The organism is Mycobacterium sp. URHB0044, from assembly GCF_000620625.1.
GTDB lineage: Bacteria > Actinomycetota > Actinomycetes > Mycobacteriales > Mycobacteriaceae > Mycobacterium.
Genome location: NZ_JIAW01000002.1, coordinates 235,460 through 255,858, shown reverse-complemented (window position 1 = coordinate 255,858; position 20,399 = coordinate 235,460). Strand labels below are relative to the sequence as shown.

The following is a 20,399-nucleotide window of genomic DNA, read 5'->3' as shown; positions in this document are numbered from 1 at the left end:
GTTTCGACACGGCCGTCGGCCTCCATCGGTGCCGGTATCCTTCGATCCGTGCCCGACTCCCGCAAACCTCCGCCGCCCTGGCTGATCAACGGCATCGGCCGAATCCGCGCAGGCCTCCAGTGGCTCAACCGCTCGACCATTCCCGCCGATCTGGCGTTGTTCGAAGTCGCTCAGGGTGCGTGGCTGACACAGGCGCTGTGCGTGGTCGCCAAGCTCCGCATCGCGGACGCGCTCGCCGACGGGCCGCGCAGTGCCGACGACGTGGCGCGCCGCGTCGGCTCGGATCCTGGCGCGACCTTCCGGCTGATGCGTGCCGTGGCGAGTTCGTCGATGCTCAAGCAGCGTCGCGATGGCCGGTTCGAGCTCACTCGCCTCGGCCAGAAGCTGCGGACCGACGTCCCGGGCAGCATGGCCCCGATGCTGCTGTTCCTCGGCCACCCGCACCACTGGGCCGACTGGGGCAACCTGTCGTACTCGGTGCGCACCGGCAAGCCAGCCGTCGACCAGCTGCACGGCATGCCGTTCTTCGACTTCCTGGAGACCGACCCCGAATACGCGGCCGTCTTCAACGACTTCATGACCGGCGTATCGAGCATGGCCATCGAAGCCGTCTCCCCCGCATACGATTTCACCGACCGTCGGCTCATCGTGGACGTCGGCGGCGGACACGGTGCGCTTCTCGGCGCGGTGCTGGCCGGCGCACCGGATGCTCGCGGGGTGTTGTTCGACCTGCCGTCGGTGGTGGCGAACGCCGGTCCGGTTCTCGACGCGGCCGGGGTGGCGTCACGGTGCACCGTGACGGGTGGTTCGTTCTTCGACGCGGTGCCAGAAGGCGGCGACGCCTACCTCCTCAAGACGATCATTCACGACTGGGAAGAGGCCAGCGCGCTGACGATCCTGCGCAACGTCCGCACCGCGATGGCGCCGAACGGCAAACTGCTATTGCTGGAATTGGTGCTTCCCGAGGGCACCCCGTCGCATCCGGGCATGTTTCTCGATCTCGAGATGCTGGTGACCGCCGGTGGCCGGGAGCGCACCGCGGTCGAATACGCGGAGTTGTTGTCACGCGCGGGTTTTCGGCAGACCCGCGTGATACCGACCGCGGGTCCGGTCTCGATCGTCGAAGCCGTCCCCGCCTAGCGTGCCGGGGATGTCTGAACACCGGGTGACCGTGTCGTCGGGATCGCCGTTCGAGTCCGCGGTCGGATACGCGAGGGCGGTACGCGTCGGCCCCCTCATCGTCGTCGCGGGCACCACCGCACCGGGCGACGGCATCGCCGCCCAGGCCCGGGAAGCGTTGCGTCGCATCGACTTAGCGCTGCGCGAAGCCGGCGCCTCGATGACCGACGTGGTGCGCACCCGGATCTTCGTCACCGACATCGGCCGGTGGGAGGAGGTCGCAGCGGTGCACGCCGAGGTGTTCGGAGACATCCGACCCGTTGCGACGATGGTCGAAGTGTCGGCGTTGATCTCCCCCGAACTGCTCGTCGAGATCGAGGCCGACGCCTACGTCGCCTCGGACTGATCGACCGGCAGTTCCGCGAACGTCCCATCGGGTCGAGGTAGGTACGCAGTGATACTCATCACAGCTGCCACGGGCAGCGGCCCGTACAGATGGGGAAAGAGCATCGCGGCCGGATCGGTTGGGACGCCTGGTTCCCAACGCACCGGTGCTCCCAGCAACGCGGAGTCGCACCGCAGCAGGACCATGTCCGTGCGGCCGCCGTAGAGCCGGTTGGCCGGCAAATGAACCTGTCCGACGGCGGAAAGGTGCACGAAACCAACGTCGTCGAGCGACGGTGGCCGAAGCTCGCCCACCTCCTGCGCACGGTGCCAGTCGTCGGCCGTACACAGATGGACCAGCACACGTGGCGTCGGGATCATGCGCCCAGCCTGCCGTGCCCGCAACTTCGCCAATACGTGAGACACGACACACCGATGAACGGCCGGGGAACAAGGCCGGAAGCTAAAACGTCTGACACAGTAGAGCCACGCGACCGGAGGAGGAGCCCATGAACGCAACTCTGACCAGCCCCGAACTGACCCGGGCTGATCGCTGCGACCGCTGCGGCGCAGCCGCTCGCGTCCGCGCGAAGCTGCCCTCAGGAGCAGAACTGCTGTTTTGCCAGCATCACGCCAACGAGCACGAGGCAAAGCTGATCGAGCTCGCCGCCGTGATCGAGGTCGGTCCGGCCGAGTCCTGACCGACCCACCGCGTGGTCGCCTTCAGGGCGTAATCGCGCGGTATGGGGTATTGCTGGTGGGGCCATGAGCGACCAACCCCCACCGGTGAAACCGTCCCGGCACCACATCTGGCGGATCACCAAGCGCACGTTGTCCAAGAGTTGGGACGACTCGATCTTCTCCGAGTCGGCCCAGGCGGCATTTTGGTGCGCACTCTCGCTGCCGCCGCTGCTGCTGGGCATGTTGGGCAGTCTCGCTTACGTGGCGCCACTGTTCGGGCCGCAGACGCTACCGACCATCGAGGATCGGCTGATCCGCACCGCCGACAGCTTCTTCTCGCCCAACGTCGTCAACGAGATCATCGAACCGACGATCCGCGACATCTTGCTTGGCGCTCGCGGCGAGGTGGTGTCGATCGGTTTCGTCATCTCGCTGTGGGCCGGGTCGTCGGCGGTGTCCGCGTTCGTCGACTCCATCGTCGAAGCGCACGACCAGACCCCGCTGCGACACCCGGTACGCCAACGCTTCTACGCGCTCGGCTTGTACATCGTGATGTTGGTCTTCGTCATCGTCACCGCGCCGCTCATCGCGCTGGGGCCGATCAAACTCGCGGAGTACATCCCCGACAGTTGGGCGAACGAAATGCGCTTCGCCTACTACCCGGTGCTCTTCATCAGCCTGGTGCTGGTGTTGGGCTTCCTGTACCGGGTGTCATTGCCCAGACCCCTGCCCACTCACCGGCTGCTGCTGGGCTCCGTGCTGGCCGCCATCGTGTTCCTGGTGACCACGGTGGGGCTGCGGCTCTACCTGACCTGGATCACGGCAACCGGTTACACCTACGGCGCGCTGGCCACCCCGATTGCCTTCCTGCTGTTCGCGTTCTTCCTCGGCTTCGCCATCATGCTTGGCGCCGAGCTGAATGCCGCCGTGCAAGAGGAGTGGCCCGCCCCGGTCACCCATGCCCATCGCCTGCGCGGCTGGATCGAGGAGCAGGCCGAGTCGCTCAAGGAATCGCAAACCGCGACGGTCAACAAGGACGTCCCGAAGGACGAGCCGGCCCCCGTCGTCGAGGACGAGCCGGTCGTCAAGGACCGGCCGGCGGCTACTTCTTGAGCGACTCGTAGATCCGCTTGCAGTCGGGGCAGACCGGGGAGCCCGGCTTGGCCGACTTCGTCACCGGAAACACCTCACCGCACAGCGCCACCACATGCGTGCCCATCACGGCACTCTCGGCGATCTTGTCCTTCTTCACGTAGTGGAAGAACTTGGGGCGGTCGTCGTCAGTCCCCTCGTCGACGCGTTCGTCGCTGTCGGTGCGCTCGATGGTGTCGGTCTGCATGACGTTCATTGTGCCCGGGATCGGATGGGTTAGAAACCGAACCGTTTCGCCTGGGCGGGATGTGGAACAGTAGAGGTATGAAACACGGCCAAGAGCTGAGTTTCGACGACGATGGTCGGCCGGTCCTCATCACACGTGCGGCGCAGCCCTACGAAGAGCAGCATCGCGAGCGGGTACGCAAGTACCTCACGATCATGTCGTTCCGCGTGCCCGCGCTCCTGCTGGCCGCCCTGGCGTACGGCATCTGGCACAACGGGTTGATCTCGTTGGCCATCCTGGTGGCGTCGATTCCCCTGCCGTGGATCGCCGTGTTGATCGCGAACGACCGGCCCCCGAGGCGGGCAGAGGAACCACGGCGATATGCGGGCGGATCCCGGATTCCGCTGTTTCCGACCGCCGAGCGGCCCGCATTGGAGCGGCACATCGACCTCCCGCCGCAACCCGAATCGACGGAGTCGCGGCACGACGTTCCCTGATGAGGGAAATCTTTCGCCTTTCTCAGGACATTCTCAGGTCGCCGCACAATACATGCAGGTCAGAAGGTGTGAACTGGGCGATCGGTGGGAACTCAAAGAGCCGCTACGACGTTATAGCTCTTGACAGTCCCAGCCGACTAGGAGGCCGTAATGGCAACTGCGACCGCAAGCCGTTTCGACAGCGATCTGGACGCCCAGAGCCCCGCCGCTGATCTGGTACGCGTGTACCTCAACGGCATTGGCAAGACCGCCTTGCTCAACGCGGCCGACGAGGTGGAGCTCGCGAAGCGCATCGAAGCTGGGCTCTACGCGCAGCATCTTCTCGACACCAAGAAGCGACTGGGCGACAACCGCAAGCGCGAACTCGCGGCCGTGGTCCGCGACGGCGAGGCCGCCCGACGTCATCTGCTCGAGGCGAACCTCCGCCTGGTGGTGTCGCTGGCGAAGCGCTACACCGGACGCGGCATGCCTCTGCTCGACCTCATCCAGGAAGGCAACCTCGGACTGATCCGCGCGATGGAGAAGTTCGACTACGCCAAGGGATTCAAGTTCTCGACGTACGCCACGTGGTGGATCCGCCAGGCCATCACCCGGGGCATGGCCGACCAGAGCCGCACCATCCGGCTGCCGGTCCACCTCGTCGAGCAGGTCAACAAGCTCGCCCGCATCAAGCGTGAGATGCACCAGAACCTCGGCCGCGAGGCCACCGACGAGGAACTGGCCGAGGAGTCGGGCATCCCCGCCGAGAAGATCGCCGATCTGCTCGAGCACAGCCGCGACCCGGTAAGCCTCGACATGCCGGTCGGCAGCGACGAAGAGGCGCCGCTCGGCGACTTCATCGAGGACGCCGAGGCCATGTCGGCCGAGAACGCCGTCATCTCCGAGCTGCTGCACACCGACATTCGGCACGTCCTTGCCACCCTCGACGAGCGCGAGCAGCAAGTCATCCGACTCCGGTTCGGCCTCGAAGACGGCCAGCCCCGCACGCTGGACCAGATCGGCAAGCTGTTCGGACTGTCCCGTGAGCGTGTCCGCCAGATCGAGCGCGAGGTGATGGCCAAGCTGCGCAACGGTGAGCGGGCCGAACGGTTGCGCTCCTACGCCAGCTAGACCCCCCCTGTGATACCCGCCGCGGCACCCGCGGCGGGTATCACATTGCGACGCGGTGATGTCGGCCCCTGCTGGGGCGTCTGCACCGGTAGACTCGGCTGAGACGCTGGGCTTTGGGAAGGCGCACATGAACGACCTGATCGACACCACCGAGATGTATCTGCGGACCATCTACGACCTCGAAGAAGAGGGCGTGGTGCCGCTGCGCGCCCGGATCGCCGAACGCCTCGAGCAGAGTGGCCCCACCGTCAGCCAGACCGTGTCGCGCATGGAGCGCGACGGGCTGCTGCACGTCGCCGGTGATCGCCACCTGGAACTGACCGACAAGGGCCGCGCGCTGGCCGTCTCCGTGATGCGCAAGCACCGGCTGGCCGAGCGCCTCCTCGTCGACGTCATCGGCCTCCCGTGGGAAGAGGTGCACGCCGAGGCCTGCCGCTGGGAACACGTCATGAGTGAAGACGTCGAGCGTCGCCTGGTCCAGGTGCTCGACAACCCGACCACCTCGCCGTTCGGCAACCCCATCCCCGGGCTGTCCGAGCTCGGCATCGTCGGCTCGGGTTCCGAAGACGTGTCGCTGGTCCGGCTCACCGAGCTGCCGACCGGTTTTCCGGTGGCCGTGCGGGTACGTCAGCTCACCGAGCACGTCCAGGGCGACACCGACCTGATCGCGCGGCTCAAGGACGCAGGCGTGGTCCCCAACGCGCGCGTGACCGTGCAGGTCAGCGATCACGGCAGTGTGTTGATCGTCATCCCCGGCCATGAGCAGGTGGAGTTGCCGCACCACATGGCACACGCCGTCAAGGTCGAGAAAGTCTAACCCGCCCGCCTGCCAAACCCTTGGCGCGGCGGCATGTCCACGCCGAGCTGCTTGGCCATCCGGTAGCCGGTGAGCGCCAACTCCCGGATCTGCTCGGGGCGCATGCCCGTCTGCAGCGCCTGGTCCAACATGCCTGCCATTCGGTGCTCGGCATCGCATTGGAGCGCAGCATCCAGCGACACCCCGGCCAGCGGACCGTCGCCACGCGCGTACGCCGAGAAGGCCAGCAACACCAGCGCCTCTAGGCGCCACGGTTCGGGCAGGGTGCGCGCCAACAGCGCCCACAACGACTCCGCGGACCCGGCGTCGCGTCCAACTGCCAAGGCGTACAACGTGTCCCGTACCCGCGAGTCGGTCAGCCCGCACGCCAGCCTCGCCAGGTCCGCATCGGCTGGAAACCGCCCCTCGCTGGCATTCGCGGCCGCAGCCATGGCATGCCGGACGTCGGCGCGCGCATCCCCGGGTGGGCGTTGGTCGCCGTCGAACGACGCCGCGACGTCGGTGATGACGCCGCGCAGGGCGGCGGTGCGGACGGGGTCGGCCACGGCGATCACCTCCTGCAGCTCGGCCCGCCGGGTGTAGAGCCGACGGCCGTCCAGGACGGCCGCGGCCGCCATCGGCGAGGCCAACGGATCCTCGATCGTTCCGTTGTTGCCGCAGCCGTCCGCGCAGTGCCACCGGCCGCCTGCCTCCACCCGGTCGACGACGTGGGCGCCCCACAGCAGGATGCCTTCCTCGGATAGCGCGTCCCCGAGGGCGTCGACCAGTTCGCGGTGATCGTCCTTGCACATCCGGCACGCCGCCCCGTCCTCGTCCACGATCACCGCGATCGCCGCCTCGGGGCAGCTCGCGGCGGCCACCTCCGCCATCCGGTCGATCGATTGGAAGACGTCATCCGAAAGATCAACACGCATAACGCAACCCATCTCGCCGCCGTCGATCGTCACCAGCACGAGGGATCTCTCCGGAACGAAACCCAGCACCGCCGGTATGGCGGCAATGAGCTTGCCGGGCTCGTGGAGCGGAAAGTCGTCATTGAAGAAGATCGTCATGCGCAGAACGTCTCAGCGGGCCCCGTCGAACTCCGGGCGCAGACGGCGTCTGCGGCGCCGACTGTGGACGAATTCGCGTCTGGGGATGAAGGCCGTTGTTCACGCGCTATTGACCCCGTCGGCATGCAAGATCAGCGCAACCGGCGTAGGACTACTCCCATGGGTTCCACGCAGGAATACGACCTCGTCGTCATCGGTTCCGGGCCGGGCGGGCAGAAGGCCGCCATCGCCGCCGCAAAGCTGGGCAAGACGGTCGCGGTGATCGAACGCGGCCTCATGCTCGGCGGCGTCTGCGTGAACACCGGAACCATCCCGTCGAAGACGCTGCGCGAGGCGGTGGTCTACCTCACCGGCATGAGCCAACGCGAGCTGTACGGCGCCAGCTACCGGGTGAAGGAGAAGATCACCCCGGCCGACCTGCTGGCCCGCACCCAGCACGTCATCGGCAAGGAGATCGACGTCGTCCGCTCGCAGCTGCTGCGCAACCGGGTCGAGCTCTACATCGGGCACGCCCGCTTCATCGACGCGCACTCCCTGCAGATCGAAGACCCCAGCCGCGCCGAACGAATCACCGTGTCGGGCCGCAACATCGTCATCGCGACCGGCACCAAGCCGCTGCGGCCGGCAGGCGTCGAGTTCGACGAACAACGCGTGCTGGACTCCGACGGAATCCTCGACCTCAAGACCATCCCCAACTCGATGGTGGTGGTGGGCGCCGGGGTGATCGGCATCGAATATGCCTCCATGTTCGCCGCGCTCGGCACCAAGGTCACGGTCGTCGAGAAGCGCGATTCGATGCTCGACTTCTGCGACCCCGAGATCGTCGAGGCGCTGCGCTTCCACCTGCGCGACCTCGCGGTCACGTTCCGCTTCGGCGAGGAGGTGACGGCCGTCGACGTCGGTTCGTCGGGCACCGTGACCACGCTGGCCAGCGGCAAGCAGATTCCCGCCGACACCGTGATGTACTCGGCGGGCCGGCAGGGCCAGACCGAGCACCTCGACCTGCCCGCCGCCGGACTGGAGGCCGACAACCGCGGCCGCATCTTCGTCGACGACAACTACCAGACCAAGGTCGACCACATCTACGCCGTCGGCGACGTGATCGGGTTCCCGGCACTGGCGGCCACCTCGATGGACCAGGGCCGCCTCGCCGCGTACCACGCGTTCGGCGAGCCCAGCAAGGGCATGACCGAGCTGCAGCCCATCGGCATCTACTCGATCCCCGAGGTGTCCTACGTCGGCGCCTCCGAGGTCGACCTGACCAAGGACTCCGTCCCCTACGAGGTCGGGGTGTCGCGCTACCGCGAACTGGCGCGCGGCCAGATCGCAGGCGATTCCTACGGCATGCTCAAGCTGCTGGTCTCGACGGAGGATCTGCGCCTTCTCGGCGTGCACATCTTCGGCACGAACGCCACCGAGATGGTGCACATCGGACAGGCCGTCATGGGATGCGGCGGCACCGTCGAATACCTGGTCGACGCGGTGTTCAACTACCCGACGTTCTCCGAGGCCTACAAGGTGGCGGCGCTGGACGTGATGAACAAGCTCCGCGCGCTGAGCCAGTTCAGGGCTTAACAGTCGTCGTCGAAGACCGTGGGTGCCTCGTCGGGCGGTCCCCCCGCCTCGGCACGGACCAACAGCCGCGCGACGGCGTCGTCGAACGGCGGCGAGTAGGACACCTTCTCCTCACAGCCGCCACCGTCCAGGCCCCCGGTCAAGCCAGCGATCACCGAGCCCACCACCCACGGTGAACCACTGGTTCCATCGACCAGACCCCCGCAGGGCAGCGACGGAAACCCCCGCTCGGTGGCCGACGTGTGGGTCGTGCAGCCGATCGGCTGCCCGCCCTCCCCGACCGGGTAACCCGTCACGGTGACGTCGGTACCTGCCTTGGGCGCCGTTCCCAGCCGGAATCCCCCGCCCGCCTGCGCTTCGACCGAACTGCCACCGTCGCGGCCGACCCTGGCGATGGCGAAGTCGGCGACCGGATCCTGGTCGGTCACCCAGCGCGGGTCCAGGTAGACGGCGTCCACGTGGAAGAAGTCGGCGCCGGCGGCGGTGTCGGCGAATCCTGGCACGAAGTACGTATCGATGCCGTCGGCCATGCAATGGGCCGCGGTGAGAATCAGGTCGCCTGCCGTCGAATCGAGCACCGCCGCGGAACAGGCGTGCAGGGATTGTCCGCCGATGAACACCGCCCCGACCCGGGGCTGCGGGGGCACCGCCTTCGCGGCCGCGAGCGAGGACGTGGTGGTCGTGGTCGTCGTCGTGGCCGCGGCAGGTGTGGTGGGCGCCGGGCCTGCACAACAGACCCCCGACGCCACGACGGCCGTCAACAGAACGATCCGGGCGGCGCGCATGACCACCGATCTTGCCCGACGACGCTGTGTCGCGGCGGGTTCGATTCCCAGTCCCTGAGCTCCCCGCCACTGCCGCGGGCGGAATGAGCTGGTACACGACGCTTGTTCGAACTGTTTGCGTGGGCCAGCGATGGCAATCACTGCAAAGTGCGCGACACTAGGTGTCACCAAGGAGGCGAAGCAGCATGGCCGATCACCCAGAAGGCCCTGAGCAGTACCACCCGGAGCAGACCGGGATGTACGAGTTGGAGTTCCCTGCGCCGCAGCTGTCGTCTGCGGACGGGCGGGGCCCCGTACTGATACACGCACTCGAGGGATTCTCCGACGCCGGTCACGCGATCAAGCTGGCGGCAACTCACCTGAAGGACACCCTCGACACCGAGTTGGTGGCGTCCTTCGCGATCGACGAATTACTGGACTACCGGTCGCGTCGGCCGTTGATGACGTTCAAGACCGACCACTTCACGCACTATGACGACCCGGAACTGAACCTCTACGCGCTGCACGACACCGTCGGCACGCCGTTCCTGCTGCTCGCCGGCATGGAGCCGGATCTGCGGTGGGAGCGTTTCATCACGGCGGTGCGGCTGCTTGCCGAGCGGCTCGGCGTCCGCCAGGTCATCGGGCTGGGCACGATTCCGATGGCGGTGCCGCACACGCGGCCCGTCACCATGACCGCGCACTCCACCGACAAGGAGCTCATCGCTGAGCACCAGCCGTGGGTCGGCGAGGTTCAGGTGCCCGCGAGCGTCTCCAACCTGCTGGAATACCGGATGGCGCAGCACGGCCACGAGGCCGTCGGATTCACCGTGCACGTGCCGCACTACCTGGCGCAGACCGACTATCCGGCGGCGGCGGAGGCGCTACTCGCCGAGGTCGCCAGGACGGGTAGTTTGCAGATTCCGCTCGGGGCGCTGGGCGAGGCCGGCGCCGAGGTGCTTACCAAGATCAACGAGCAGGTCGAATCGAGCGCGGAAGTCGCTCAAGTGGTGACCGCCCTCGAGCGCCAGTACGATGCGTTCGTTGCCGCTCAAGAGAACCGGTCGTTGCTGGCGCGAGACGAAGATCTCCCAAGCGGTGATGAACTCGGTGCCGAGTTCGAGCGGTTCCTTGCCCAGCAATCGGGCGAGGATCCCAGAGACGGGGACGGCGGCACCGCAGGCTCTTGACCTGACCGCCCTGACCGGGCCCGACGATGATGTTGGCAAGGAGTGGCGATCATGACGGAGCGAAAGCCCAATCTGCGCACCGTGCGTGAACTCACTCCAACTCTGCAGTACCGCACCATCCACGGGTACCGGCGTGCGTTCCGGGTGGCCGGCACCGGGCCGGCGATCCTGCTGATCCACGGCATCGGCGACAACTCCACGACGTGGAGCACGGTGCAGTCGAAGCTGGCGCAGCGCTTCACCGTCATCGCCCCCGACCTGCTGGGCCACGGCCGGTCGGATAAGCCCCGCGCGGACTACTCGGTTGCGGCCTACGCCAACGGAATGCGTGACCTGCTGAGCGTGCTCGACGTCGAGCGGGTCACCGTCGTCGGCCACTCGCTGGGCGGTGGGGTTGCGATGCAATTCGCCTACCAGTTCCCGCAACTGGTGGACCGGCTGATCCTCATCGGCGCCGGCGGCGTGACCAAGGACGTCAACGTCGCGCTGCGCGTCGCATCGCTGCCGATGGGCACCGAGGCACTTGCGCTGCTGCGGCTACCGCTGGTGCTGCCCGCCCTGCAGGTGGTCGGGCGACTCGGCGGCGCCTTGTTCGGATCGACCGGCCTCGGCCGCGATCTTCCCGACGTGTTGCGCATCCTCGCCGACCTTCCCGAGCCGACCGCGTCGTCGGCGTTCGCCCGCACCCTGCGCGCAGTGGTGGACTGGCGTGGCCAGGTGGTGACGATGCTCGACCGATGTTATTTGACGGAATCTGTTCCGGTGCAACTGATCTGGGGGTCACGCGACTCGGTGATCCCGGTCAGCCATGCCCGGATGGCGCACTCTGCCATGCCCGGATCGCTACTCGAGGTCTTCGAGGGTTCGGGTCACTTCCCGTTTCACGACGACCCGGACCGCTTCGTCGAGGTCGTCGAGAAGTTCATCGATTCGACCGAGCCCGCGGTGTACGACCAGGACATGCTGCGCAGCCTGCTCCGCAACGGCATCAGAGAAGCCACGATCACCGGGTCGGTCGGCACCCGAGTGGCCGTGCTCGACGCGATGGGCGCCGACGAGCGCAGCGCGACCTGACCGACAGCCAACCGCGCCGCCCCGCTGACGAAGTAGCATCGGGCACATGGCCATCGACGTGAGCGTGCTGCGCGTATTCACCGACGCGGACGGCAATTTCGGCAATCCCCTCGGCGTCGTCGACGCCAGCCAGGTGAATCCCGGCGATCGGCAACGCATCGCCACGGAGCTTGGTTACAGCGAGACCATCTACGTCGCATTACCAAAATCCGGCGCCAACACCGCCGTTGCGCACATCTTCACGCCCGCGGCCGAGTTGCCGTTCGCCGGACACCCGACGGTGGGGGCGGCGTGGTGGTTGAAACAGCGTGGAACGCCGATCAAGACGTTGCAGGTGCCCGCCGGCGTCGTGCAGGTGGAGTACCAGTCGGAACCCGACGGGGAGTTCACCGTGATCAGCGCCCGCTCCGACTGGGCGCCGGACTTCTCGATCTACGATCTGAGCTCGGTCGACGAGGTCCTGGAAGCGGATCCCGAGGACTACAGCGACGACGTCGAGCACTACCTGTGGGCGTGGATCGACAAGGGCGAGGGCACCATTCGGGCCAGGATGTTCGCCAGCCACCTCGGCATTCTCGAAGACGAGGCCACCGGCGCGGCGGCCGTGCGCATCACCGACCACCTGAGCCGCGATCTGTCGATCACGCAGGGCAAGGGCTCACACATCCGCACCGTCTGGAGCCCGGAGGGCTGGGTCAAGGTGGCCGGGCGCGTGGTCGACGACGGGGTCAGACAAATCGACTGACGTCGGACGTCAGCTCGACGCCACGCCGCGATGCGCCCGCAGCGCCTCGATCTCACGCTCGAAGTCGTCGGCCGAGGAAAACGAGCGGTACACCGAGGCGAACCGGAGATAGGCGACCTCGTCGAGGTCGCGCAACGGGCCCAGGATGGCAAGGCCGACCTCGTTACTGGGCACTTCGGGTGATCCGGCCGCGCGAACGGCGTCCTCCACCTGTTGCGCCAGCAGGTTCAGGGCGTCGTCGTCGACTTGGCGCCCCTGACACGCGCGCCGCACACCGCGGATGACCTTCTCGCGGCTGAACGGCTCGGTGACGCCACTGCGCTTCACGACGGCGAGCACGGCGGTCTCCACGGTGGTGAATCGACGGCCGCACTCCGGGCACGACCGGCGACGCCGAATCGCCTGACCTTCATCGGCCTCGCGGGAATCGACCACCCGCGAGTCGGGGTGACGGCAGAACGGACAGTGCATCACCGCTCCTTCGCCGCCGTCGACAAGCCCGAGCACCTCGGTCGAGTACGAGCGTACCGTTGCACGGCAGCGAGTTTGATCCCGCACCGGGCCCGCTCATCCGACGGGCGCGATCAGTGTCTGCCCGGCGTCCACCGCGGCCGAGTCGAGCGCGTTCAGTTGGCGGATCTGGTCGACCACCGAACCGACCGGCGCATCGGGCGCCACGCGCTGCGCGAGTTGCTGTAGCGACTCTCCCGTCTGCACCTGGACCACCGCCAGACGACTGGGTACCTGCTCAGTCGACTCGGCAGGGGCGCCCAATTGGGCCACCAGACCCAGCCACACCGTGATCCCGGCGGCCACCAGCGCGAGCAGCACGGTGGTCAACGGCGTGATGGGCTTGCGGCGATGCGATGCGCGCGACATGAGCACGCCCGTGCCGTGGTAGCGCAGCGGCGCCCCGGCCGGGCGGCTGGACCGTGGCCGACGCTGCGCGGCGGGTCGAGCGGGCCGGACGACGACATCGGTGGGATTCTCGCGGGTGATGATGGTCATCTGCGGGGCCTTTCGGTGTGTTCGATGGTGCGTGTGTTCGCTCTTGTGTTCGAAACCATAATCGCTCAGGTGTTCGATGACTAGAACATGTGATCGAACTGTTGCAAACGATAACGGGGGGCACCGACAAGTCCCGGTCCGAGCCGACGCGCTGCGACACGCCTCGAACACATGTTTGATTATCGCGCCGAGGGCGACTACATTCGGCGCCATGAGTGACAGCAGCGACAGCCGGGACACCGCCCTCACCGAGCGTCAACGCACCATCCTCGAGGTCATCCGCTCCTCGGTGACCACCAGGGGATATCCGCCGAGCATCCGCGAGATCGGTGACGCCGTGGGGCTGACGTCCACCTCGTCGGTCGCCCATCAGCTGCGCACGCTCGAGCGCAAGGGCTATCTGCGGCGGGACGCCAACCGCCCGCGCGCGGTCGACGTGCGCAGCGCCGACGATGTCGCCGCGGCCACCGTGACCACCGACGTCGACGGCTCCGATGCCCTACCCGTACCGACGTTCGTACCCGTTCTGGGACGCATCGCGGCCGGCGGACCGATCCTGGCCGAGCAGGCCGTCGAGGACGTGTTTCCGCTGCCGCGTGAACTCGTCGGCGAGGGCTCGCTGTTCCTGCTCAAGGTCGTCGGCGAGTCGATGGTGGATGCCGCCATCTGCGACGGCGACTGGGTGGTCATCCGTCAACAGAACGTCGCGGAAAACGGCGACATCGTCGCGGCGATGATCGACGGCGAGGCGACGGTGAAGACCTTCAAGCGCACCCGCGGTCAGGTCTGGCTGATGCCACACAACCCGGCGTTCGATCCCATCCCCGGCAACGAAGCCGCCATCCTGGGCAAGGTCGTCACCGTCATCCGCAAGGTCTGACGGCTCGGCCTGCTCAACCCTTGACGAAGCCGTTCGTCAACGCGAATTCCTCGCTGGCAAACCAGATTTCGGCGCGCGCCTCGTCGTAGCGGCCGTTCCCCGGCAGCCAGTAGAGGCCGGTCGTGGTGTCGGCCTTGACCGGATATCCGTCAGGTGCGTGATACGGATCGCCGTGCGCCAACCGAAATGCCGTCTGTGCGGGCGCCGGCTCCTCGATGACGATCGCGGCGTGCCGACCACTGGGCGGGCCACTCGGGGGCTCGGGTTCAGGGTCGGGTTCTTGGTCCGGTTCGGAATCCACCTCGGGCGCAGGACCCGTCGCGGCGGCGAACGCCTCGGCGTGCGCCTCCTCGATGCGCGTCGGCGCGGTGTCGATCGAGTCCTGGTCGTCGGGGAAGCCTTCGGGCAACGCAGCGGTCGCCCGAGTGGGTTCGTCGTCCCCGTCGTGATCATCATGATCGGGGTGAACGTCGCCTGCCGACATCCACGCATTCGGCGGTGCGAACGCGTCGCCGGCACCCCGGTCGGCCAACGGCATCGGTCCGGATTCGAAGACCCCGTCGTCGTGGTCGTCGAACTGGTTCAGCGGCGCCCGGTCATCGCCCCGCCGGCCGTGCAACACCACCGCCGTCGCGACCGCCGCCACCAGCAGCACGACCGGGATGATCGCCGCCAGCCACCACCACTGCAGGTTCGAGTACCACTTGCCGCCGTCCTCGCTCGATGCCTGCGCAGCGGGCGGCGCCTCCGGCGCACTCAGTCCGGGCACTTCCAGACCCGAGAGCGCCGAGGCGAGAGCCGGCGGTTCGGTGCTGAACGCCTTGGTCGACTTGTTCCAGGAGATGGCGCCGCCACTGAACTTCTGCGTGACGACATCGCCGTTCTCGGTCTGGTCGGCGGTCGGCGCGCCGAGTTCGCCCGTCGCTCCCCCGAGCTTGGCCCACGCCGCATTCATCGCACCGCGCACGATGACGGCGCCGAAATCGGGCGTCCAGAAGATCACCGGTTGATCGGCCGCGGAGAACGTGGCGATGCGACTCATCGGCGCCAAACCACCGTCGGACTCACTGCCCGTGGGGAAGCCGAGGTCGCCGCCCGGACCGCCGACGCTCTCGTACTTGGCGAGGACCTGGCCGGTGACCACGCTGGCGCCGGTCGCGGGGCTGTAGAAGATCTTGCCGCCGGCGAAGGTCTGCGTCAGTCCGTCGGCGCCGACCTCGCTCGGCGGCCCTTCCGCGGCGCCCAGCGGACCCAGCGGGCCCCCGGCGGCCCGGCGTGCCGCGTTGATGGCCGAGGTCGCGTCGCCCGGAATGGCCAGGCCCGCAAGTTGATCGGCGAGCTCGGGCGGTGTCGTGGTGAACGCCTTGGTCTTCGAGTTCCACGACACCTGGCCGCCGGAGAAGTTCTGCGAAACGACGTCGCCGCTGTACACCTCGTCCTCGGTCGGTACGCCGAGCACTCCCGCCGATCCGCCGAGTTTGTCCCATGCCGCGTTGATGGCGCCACGAACGACGCGCGCACCGGTGTCGGGCGTCCAGAAGATCACCGGGTTGTCGGCGGCGCTGAACGTGGTGTTCCGACTGTTCGGGGCCTTGCCCCCGCCCTCGTCGATGTTGGGGAAGCCCAGATCGCCGTCGGCGGGCCCGCCCAGCGACATGTACTTGTCGAGGATCGCCCCCTGCATGATGTGCGCGCCGGTGTCCGGGGTGAAGAACACCTTGCCGCCTGCGAAGTTCTGTCCGAATCCAGCGCCGACGGGGTAAACGCCGCCGTCCTTCGGCCCGAGCGGGCCGGTGGCTCCCCCGCCGGCCTCCCACGCGCCATTGATCGCGGCGTCGGCATCGCTCTCCGGCGTCGCCGCGGCGATGGGAGCGAGCAGTACGACGGCGGCGGCCATGGCAAGCGCCACGCCCGCGCGCCTCGCAACCGTCCCCAACACGGTTCGTAGCCCGCTCATCCGTCTTCACCCCGATCCGGCACAAGTCCCCAGTAAGTATCGCGCCCGTCAACTGTGCGTCAGACGACGTCCATCTTGAGGGATATCCAACCGGTCGCGGGACTGTGTCGCGCGGGCAACCCGGGAAACTCGTGTTTCCACAAAGCGGGCTAGACGCCGAGGCTGCGGCCGATGATCTCCTTCATGATCTCCGTGGTGCCGCCGTAGATGGTCTGAATCCGCGAGTCCAGGAACGCCTTGGCGACCGGATATTCGCGCATGTAGCCGTATCCACCGTGCAGCTGCAGGCAGCGATCGACCAATCGGACCTGCGCCTCGGTGGAGTACCACTTCGCCATTGCCGCCTGCTCGACGGACAGCTTCTCCTCGAGATGCAGGCGGAGGAACTCGTCGACCATGATCCGCACCGTGGTGGCCTCGGTGGACAGCTCGGCCAGCGTGAAGCGGGTGTTCTGGAAGCTGCCGATCGGCTTGCCGAACGCCTTGCGCTCCTTGGTGTATTGCAACGTCGAGGCCAGAACTTCTTCCATGGCCGCGGCCGCCATGACGGCGATGCTGATCCGTTCCTGGGGCAGGTTCTGCATCAGGTAGAAGAACCCGAGGCCCTCCTCGCCGAGGAGGTTTTCGGCGGGCACCTTCACGTCGGTGAAGGACAGCTCGGCGGTGTCCTGCGCGTCCAGCCCGATCTTCTCCAGATGGCGGCCGCGCTCGAACCCCTCCATGCCCCGCTCGACGACCAGCAGCGAGAAGCCCTGCGCGCCCTTGTCCGGGTCGGTGCACGCAACGACGATGACCAGGTCGGCGTGGATCCCGTTGGTGATGAACGTCTTGGATCCGTTGAGCACGTAGTGGTCGTCGTGCTTGACCGCACGGGCCTTGATGCCCTGCAGGTCGCTGCCGGTGCCGGGTTCGGTCATTGCGATCGCCGTGATCAATTCACCCGAACAGAACCCCGGCAACCAACGCTGCTTCTGTTCGTCGGTGGCCAGGCGCAGGAGGTAGGGCGCGATGACGTCGTTCTGCAGCGTGAAGCCCAGGCCGCTATACCGGCCTGCCGTGGTCTCCTCGGTGATGACGACGTTGTAGCGGAAGTCGGGATTGCCGCCGCCGCCGTACTCCTCGGGCACCGCCATGCCGAGAAAGCCCTGCTTGCCGGCCTCGAGCCACACGCCGCGATCGACGATCTTGTCCTTCTCCCACTGCTCGTGGAACGGCGCGACGTGGCGGTCGAGGAATGCGCGATACGACTCGCGGAACAGATCGTGCTCGGGCTCGAAGAGGGTGCGGTCGTACTTGACTACCTGGCTGGACGAACCCATGGATGACCTCCGAGATCGGGAGTGGGATGTGACGAAGAATTGGGCCCGAGCTTATACCACCCAACCGGATGGTTGGGAGCGCGGAGGCCGTCGGCGCAGCGCCCTAGACTCGGCGCCATGGCGACCGGTCGGACCTCACTGACGCACTGGGGGGCGTTTCACGCCGACGTACGCGATGGCGACATCGCGTCCGTGCGGCCATTCGACGGGGACGACGACCCGTCGCCGTTGCTCGGCAACCTGCCCGGCTCGCTTCGGCATTCGTCGCGGATCGCCGGCCCAGCGGTGCGGCGCGGCTGGCTAGACGACGGACCCGGTCCCAGTTCGCGCCGCGGCGCCGACGAGTTCGTCGCCGTCGGCTGGGACGAGTTGACCGAGCTGCTGGCCGACGAACTGCGCCGCGTCGTCGACACCCACGGCAACGAGGCCATCTACGGCGGCTCGTACGGGTGGGCCAGTGCGGGGCGGTTCCATCACGCCCAGGGCCAAGTCCACCGCTTCCTGAAGATGCTTGGCGGATATACCTTCTCGCGACACTCCTACAGCCTCGGCGCCACCGGAGTGATCATGCCGCGCGTGGTCGGCACGCACGACGACCTGTTCAAGCGATCCACGCAATGGGATGTCATCGCCGAAAACACAGACCTGATGGTGTGCTTCGGCGGTGTGGCACTGAAGAACTCAGCGGTCAATCCTGGCGGCGCTACAGAGCACCCCACCCGCAGCTCGATGCAGCGGCTCCGCGAGCGCGGTGGAAAGGTCGTGTCGATCAGCCCCCTGCGCGACGACCTGAACGGTGACTGCGAGTGGTTCGCCCCCGTGCCGGGTACCGACGTCGCCATCATGTTGGCGCTCGCCTACGTGCTCGCGACCGAAGGGTTGGCCGACCGCAGTTTCCTCGAGACCCACTGCACCGGTTACGAACCCTTCGAGCGGTATCTGCTCGGCGCCGCCGACGGCACGCCCAAGTCACCGCGGTGGGCCTCGGCCATCTGTGGGCTGCCCGCCGACGCGCTGACCAGCTTGGCCCGACGGATGGCCGCCGGCCGCACGTTGGTGACCGTCAGCTGGTCGCTGCAACGGGTCCGGCACGGCGAACAGGCGCCGTGGATGGGATTGGTACTTGCCGCGATGCTCGGCCAGATTGGGCTTCCTGGAGGCGGTTTCGGGCACGGATACGGTTCGCAGAACGAAGTCGGCATGCCACCCCTGCGCTGCCGGTTGCCGACGATTCCGCAGGGCTTGAATCCCGTTGCGACGTTCATTCCGGTTGCCGCCGTCAGCGACATGCTGCTACACCCTGGCGAGGAGTTCGACTACAACGGGCGGCGGTTGACCTACCCCGACATCCGATGCGTGTACTGGTCCGGCGGCAACCCGTTTCATCACCATCAGAACATCCCTCGGCTGCGCCGGGCGCTTTCCCGCCCGGACACCATCGTCGTGCACGACCCGTACTGGACGGCGATGGCCAAGCACGCCGACATCGTCGTACCTTCTACCACCGCATACGAACGCGACGACTACTCCGGCTCGCGCAACGACCCGCTGCTGGTGGCCATGCCCGCGCTGGCGAAGCCGTACGCCGACTCCCGAGACGACTACACCACGTTCTCGGCCTTGGCACACCGACTCGGCTTCGGCGAGCAGTTCACCGAGGGCCGCACCGCCCAGGAGTGGCTGGTGCACATGTACGACAAGTGGTCCGCCGAACTGGATTTCGCCGTTCCATCGTTCGAGGAGTTCTGGAGAGCCGGCCAGCTGCGGCTGCCCACCGAGGCCGGGCTGACACTGCTCGCCGACTTCCGCGCGGACCCGGTGGCCCATCGACTGGGCACGCCGAGCGGTCGCATCGAGATCTTCTCGACCGACATCGACGGGTTCTCCTACGAAGACTGCGCCGGTCACCCGAGATGGTACGAGCCCACCGAATGGCTCGGCGGTGACCGCGCAGACACCTATCCGCTGCACCTGCTGGCCAACCAGCCCGCCAGCCGCCTGCACAGCCAACTCGACGGTGGAGGCACCAGCCAGAACTCGAAAGTCCTAGGGCGTGAGCCGATCCGGATTCACCCCGCGGACGCAGCCGACCGTGGCCTGGTCGATGGCGACGTGGTGCGGGTGTTCAACGACCGCGGAGCCTGCCTGGCCGGCGTCGTGATCGACGACGGTCTGCGCCCCAGCGTCGTACAACTGTCGACGGGCGCATGGTACGACCCGCAAGACCCGGCCGACCCCGACACACTGTGCGTACACGGCAACCCCAACGTGCTGACCGCCGACATCGGCACGTCGTCGCTGGCGCAGGGCTGTACGGGCGCGCACGTTCTGGTGCAGGTGGAGAAGTTCACCGGCGAGCTGCCGCCGGTGCGGGCGCACCATCCGCCGGCGATCGTGTCCCGATGACCGAGACTGTCACCGTCGAAGAACGCGGTCAGACAATCACTTTCACGTTCGACGACCTGCTGCGCTACGCCGGGCCGCATTCGCCGGCGGGCGTCGCGATCGGGTTCAAGGCGCTGCGCCGTGCGTTCGATCTGCTCTCCCCCGGCACACCACCCGAACGTCGGACGATCACCATACGCACGCCGTTCCGCGGTCCAGGTGCCCGCGACGCCTTCGAAGCCGTCACCCGTGCCGTCACCGACGGCCGATTCACGGTCGACCGCACGTCGGTGCGCCCCGACCGCGGCAGGCTACTGGAGGACTTCGTATTCGAGATCGGCGTCGGCGTCGAATCGGTGACCTTGCTGCTGCGCGACGGGTTCGTCACCGACGAGTTCATCGACCTGGCCCACACCGACTCGCACACTCCCGCTCAGGAGCATCGGCTCGATGAGTTGAAAGCCCATCTTGCCCAACGCGTATCGAGCGCCGATACCGAGGCGCTCTTCGACGTCGAGGCATGA

General features: G+C 67.3%; 22 protein-coding genes. 14 read left to right on the top strand and 8 right to left on the bottom strand.

All coding sequences use genetic code 11. The annotated features are described in order from the left end of the window. Positions 1-48 precede the first annotated feature (48 nt). Positions 49-1,140 carry a methyltransferase gene (locus N536_RS0105275; protein WP_029112653.1) on the top strand — a complete coding sequence of 364 codons (1,092 nt, stop codon included), beginning with the start codon at positions 49-51 and terminating at the stop codon, positions 1,138-1,140. 10 nt (positions 1,141-1,150) lie between these two features. Further along, a complete protein-coding gene (locus N536_RS37505; protein ID WP_036435526.1) occupies positions 1,151-1,525 on the top strand; it encodes a RidA family protein in 375 nt (124 codons plus the stop codon). Here N536_RS37505 and N536_RS0105265 read toward each other — a convergent pair. Next, on the bottom strand, positions 1,507-1,884 hold the full coding sequence (locus tag N536_RS0105265) for a DUF952 domain-containing protein (protein WP_029112652.1): 378 nt from the start codon (positions 1,882-1,884) through the stop codon (positions 1,507-1,509). The two genes, N536_RS37505 and N536_RS0105265, sit on opposite strands and share 19 nt — an antisense overlap. A gap of 128 nt (positions 1,885-2,012) precedes the next feature. Here N536_RS0105265 and N536_RS0105260 point away from each other — a divergent pair, with 128 nt between their 5' ends. After that, positions 2,013-2,204, top strand: a complete 192-nt coding sequence (locus N536_RS0105260) for a hypothetical protein (RefSeq protein WP_029112651.1) — start codon at positions 2,013-2,015, stop codon at positions 2,202-2,204. A 64-nt stretch (positions 2,205-2,268) separates the two neighbouring features. Next, positions 2,269-3,297 carry a YihY/virulence factor BrkB family protein gene (locus N536_RS0105255; protein WP_029112650.1) on the top strand — a complete coding sequence of 343 codons (1,029 nt, stop codon included), beginning with the start codon at positions 2,269-2,271 and terminating at the stop codon, positions 3,295-3,297. Here N536_RS0105255 and N536_RS0105250 read toward each other — a convergent pair. Beyond that, positions 3,287-3,523: a DUF3039 domain-containing protein gene (locus N536_RS0105250; protein WP_029112649.1), complete on the bottom strand. Its 237-nt coding sequence runs from the start codon at positions 3,521-3,523 to the stop codon at positions 3,287-3,289. The genes N536_RS0105255 and N536_RS0105250 overlap by 11 nt on opposite strands. A 77-nt stretch (positions 3,524-3,600) precedes the next feature. Between N536_RS0105250 and N536_RS0105245 the strand changes: the two genes are divergently transcribed. From N536_RS0105245 to N536_RS0105235, 3 genes are all read left to right on the top strand, one after another. Then, complete coding sequence (locus N536_RS0105245; RefSeq protein ID WP_029112648.1) at positions 3,601-3,999, top strand: DUF3099 domain-containing protein; 399 nt, start codon at positions 3,601-3,603, stop codon at positions 3,997-3,999. 150 nt (positions 4,000-4,149) lie between these two features. Beyond that, positions 4,150-5,109, top strand: coding sequence for a sigma-70 family RNA polymerase sigma factor (locus N536_RS0105240; RefSeq protein ID WP_029112647.1), 960 nt, complete (start codon positions 4,150-4,152; stop codon positions 5,107-5,109). Between the two features lie 127 nt (positions 5,110-5,236). Then, positions 5,237-5,926, top strand: a complete 690-nt coding sequence (locus N536_RS0105235; protein ID WP_029112646.1) for a metal-dependent transcriptional regulator — start codon at positions 5,237-5,239, stop codon at positions 5,924-5,926. On the opposite strand, the gene N536_RS0105230 is transcribed toward N536_RS0105235, so the two are convergent. Further along, positions 5,923-6,978, bottom strand: coding sequence for a DUF4192 domain-containing protein (locus N536_RS0105230; protein WP_029112645.1), 1,056 nt, complete (start codon positions 6,976-6,978; stop codon positions 5,923-5,925). The two genes, N536_RS0105235 and N536_RS0105230, sit on opposite strands and share 4 nt — an antisense overlap. Positions 6,979-7,137: 159 nt before the next feature. Between N536_RS0105230 and sthA the strand changes: the two genes are divergently transcribed. Next, positions 7,138-8,553, top strand: a complete 1,416-nt coding sequence (gene sthA / locus N536_RS0105225; RefSeq protein WP_029112644.1) for a Si-specific NAD(P)(+) transhydrogenase — start codon at positions 7,138-7,140, stop codon at positions 8,551-8,553. Here sthA and N536_RS0105220 read toward each other — a convergent pair. Continuing rightward, positions 8,550-9,338 carry a serine protease gene (locus N536_RS0105220; RefSeq protein WP_029112643.1) on the bottom strand — a complete coding sequence of 263 codons (789 nt, stop codon included), beginning with the start codon at positions 9,336-9,338 and terminating at the stop codon, positions 8,550-8,552. The two genes, sthA and N536_RS0105220, sit on opposite strands and share 4 nt — an antisense overlap. Positions 9,339-9,523: 185 nt before the next feature. On the opposite strand from N536_RS0105220, the gene N536_RS0105215 reads away from it, so the two are divergent. The 3 genes from N536_RS0105215 to N536_RS0105205 are packed head-to-tail and all read left to right on the top strand — an operon-like array spanning position 9,524 to position 12,326. Beyond that, complete coding sequence (locus N536_RS0105215; protein ID WP_029112642.1) at positions 9,524-10,507, top strand: proteasome assembly chaperone family protein; 984 nt, start codon at positions 9,524-9,526, stop codon at positions 10,505-10,507. A gap of 51 nt (positions 10,508-10,558) precedes the next feature. After that, a complete protein-coding gene (locus tag N536_RS0105210) occupies positions 10,559-11,581 on the top strand; it encodes an alpha/beta fold hydrolase (protein ID WP_029112641.1) in 1,023 nt (340 codons plus the stop codon). Positions 11,582-11,627: 46 nt separating this feature from the next. Continuing rightward, entirely contained in the window at positions 11,628-12,326 is a 699-nt protein-coding gene (locus N536_RS0105205; RefSeq protein ID WP_029112640.1) for a PhzF family phenazine biosynthesis protein, read from the top strand. Positions 12,327-12,335: 9 nt separating this feature from the next. Here the strand turns inward: N536_RS0105205 and nrdR are convergent, their stop codons facing one another. Then, a complete protein-coding gene (gene nrdR, locus N536_RS0105200; protein ID WP_029112639.1) occupies positions 12,336-12,797 on the bottom strand; it encodes a transcriptional regulator NrdR in 462 nt (153 codons plus the stop codon). A gap of 96 nt (positions 12,798-12,893) precedes the next feature. Then, the gene (locus N536_RS0105195) at positions 12,894-13,334 is read right to left on the bottom strand and encodes a LysM peptidoglycan-binding domain-containing protein (RefSeq protein ID WP_029112638.1); all 441 of its coding nucleotides are present in this window, start codon (positions 13,332-13,334) and stop codon (positions 12,894-12,896) included. Positions 13,335-13,545: 211 nt separating this feature from the next. On the opposite strand from N536_RS0105195, the gene lexA reads away from it, so the two are divergent. Continuing rightward, a complete protein-coding gene (gene lexA, locus N536_RS0105190; protein ID WP_029112637.1) occupies positions 13,546-14,214 on the top strand; it encodes a transcriptional repressor LexA in 669 nt (222 codons plus the stop codon). 13 nt (positions 14,215-14,227) lie between these two features. Here lexA and N536_RS0105185 read toward each other — a convergent pair whose 3' ends face one another. Both N536_RS0105185 and N536_RS0105180 read right to left on the bottom strand, forming a co-directional pair. Then, positions 14,228-16,171, bottom strand: a complete 1,944-nt coding sequence (locus tag N536_RS0105185; RefSeq protein WP_029112636.1) for an LGFP repeat-containing protein — start codon at positions 16,169-16,171, stop codon at positions 14,228-14,230. Positions 16,172-16,320: 149 nt separating this feature from the next. Then, entirely contained in the window at positions 16,321-17,490 is a 1,170-nt protein-coding gene (locus tag N536_RS0105180; RefSeq protein WP_029112635.1) for an acyl-CoA dehydrogenase family protein, read from the bottom strand. Between the two features lie 117 nt (positions 17,491-17,607). On the opposite strand from N536_RS0105180, the gene N536_RS0105175 reads away from it, so the two are divergent. Together N536_RS0105175 and N536_RS0105170 are read left to right on the top strand one after the other, a co-directional pair. Further along, positions 17,608-19,896 carry a molybdopterin guanine dinucleotide-containing S/N-oxide reductase gene (locus tag N536_RS0105175; RefSeq protein WP_029112634.1) on the top strand — a complete coding sequence of 763 codons (2,289 nt, stop codon included), beginning with the start codon at positions 17,608-17,610 and terminating at the stop codon, positions 19,894-19,896. Continuing rightward, positions 19,893-20,399, top strand: a complete 507-nt coding sequence (locus tag N536_RS0105170; RefSeq protein WP_029112633.1) for a hypothetical protein — start codon at positions 19,893-19,895, stop codon at positions 20,397-20,399. The genes N536_RS0105175 and N536_RS0105170 overlap by 4 nt, the downstream gene beginning before the upstream one ends.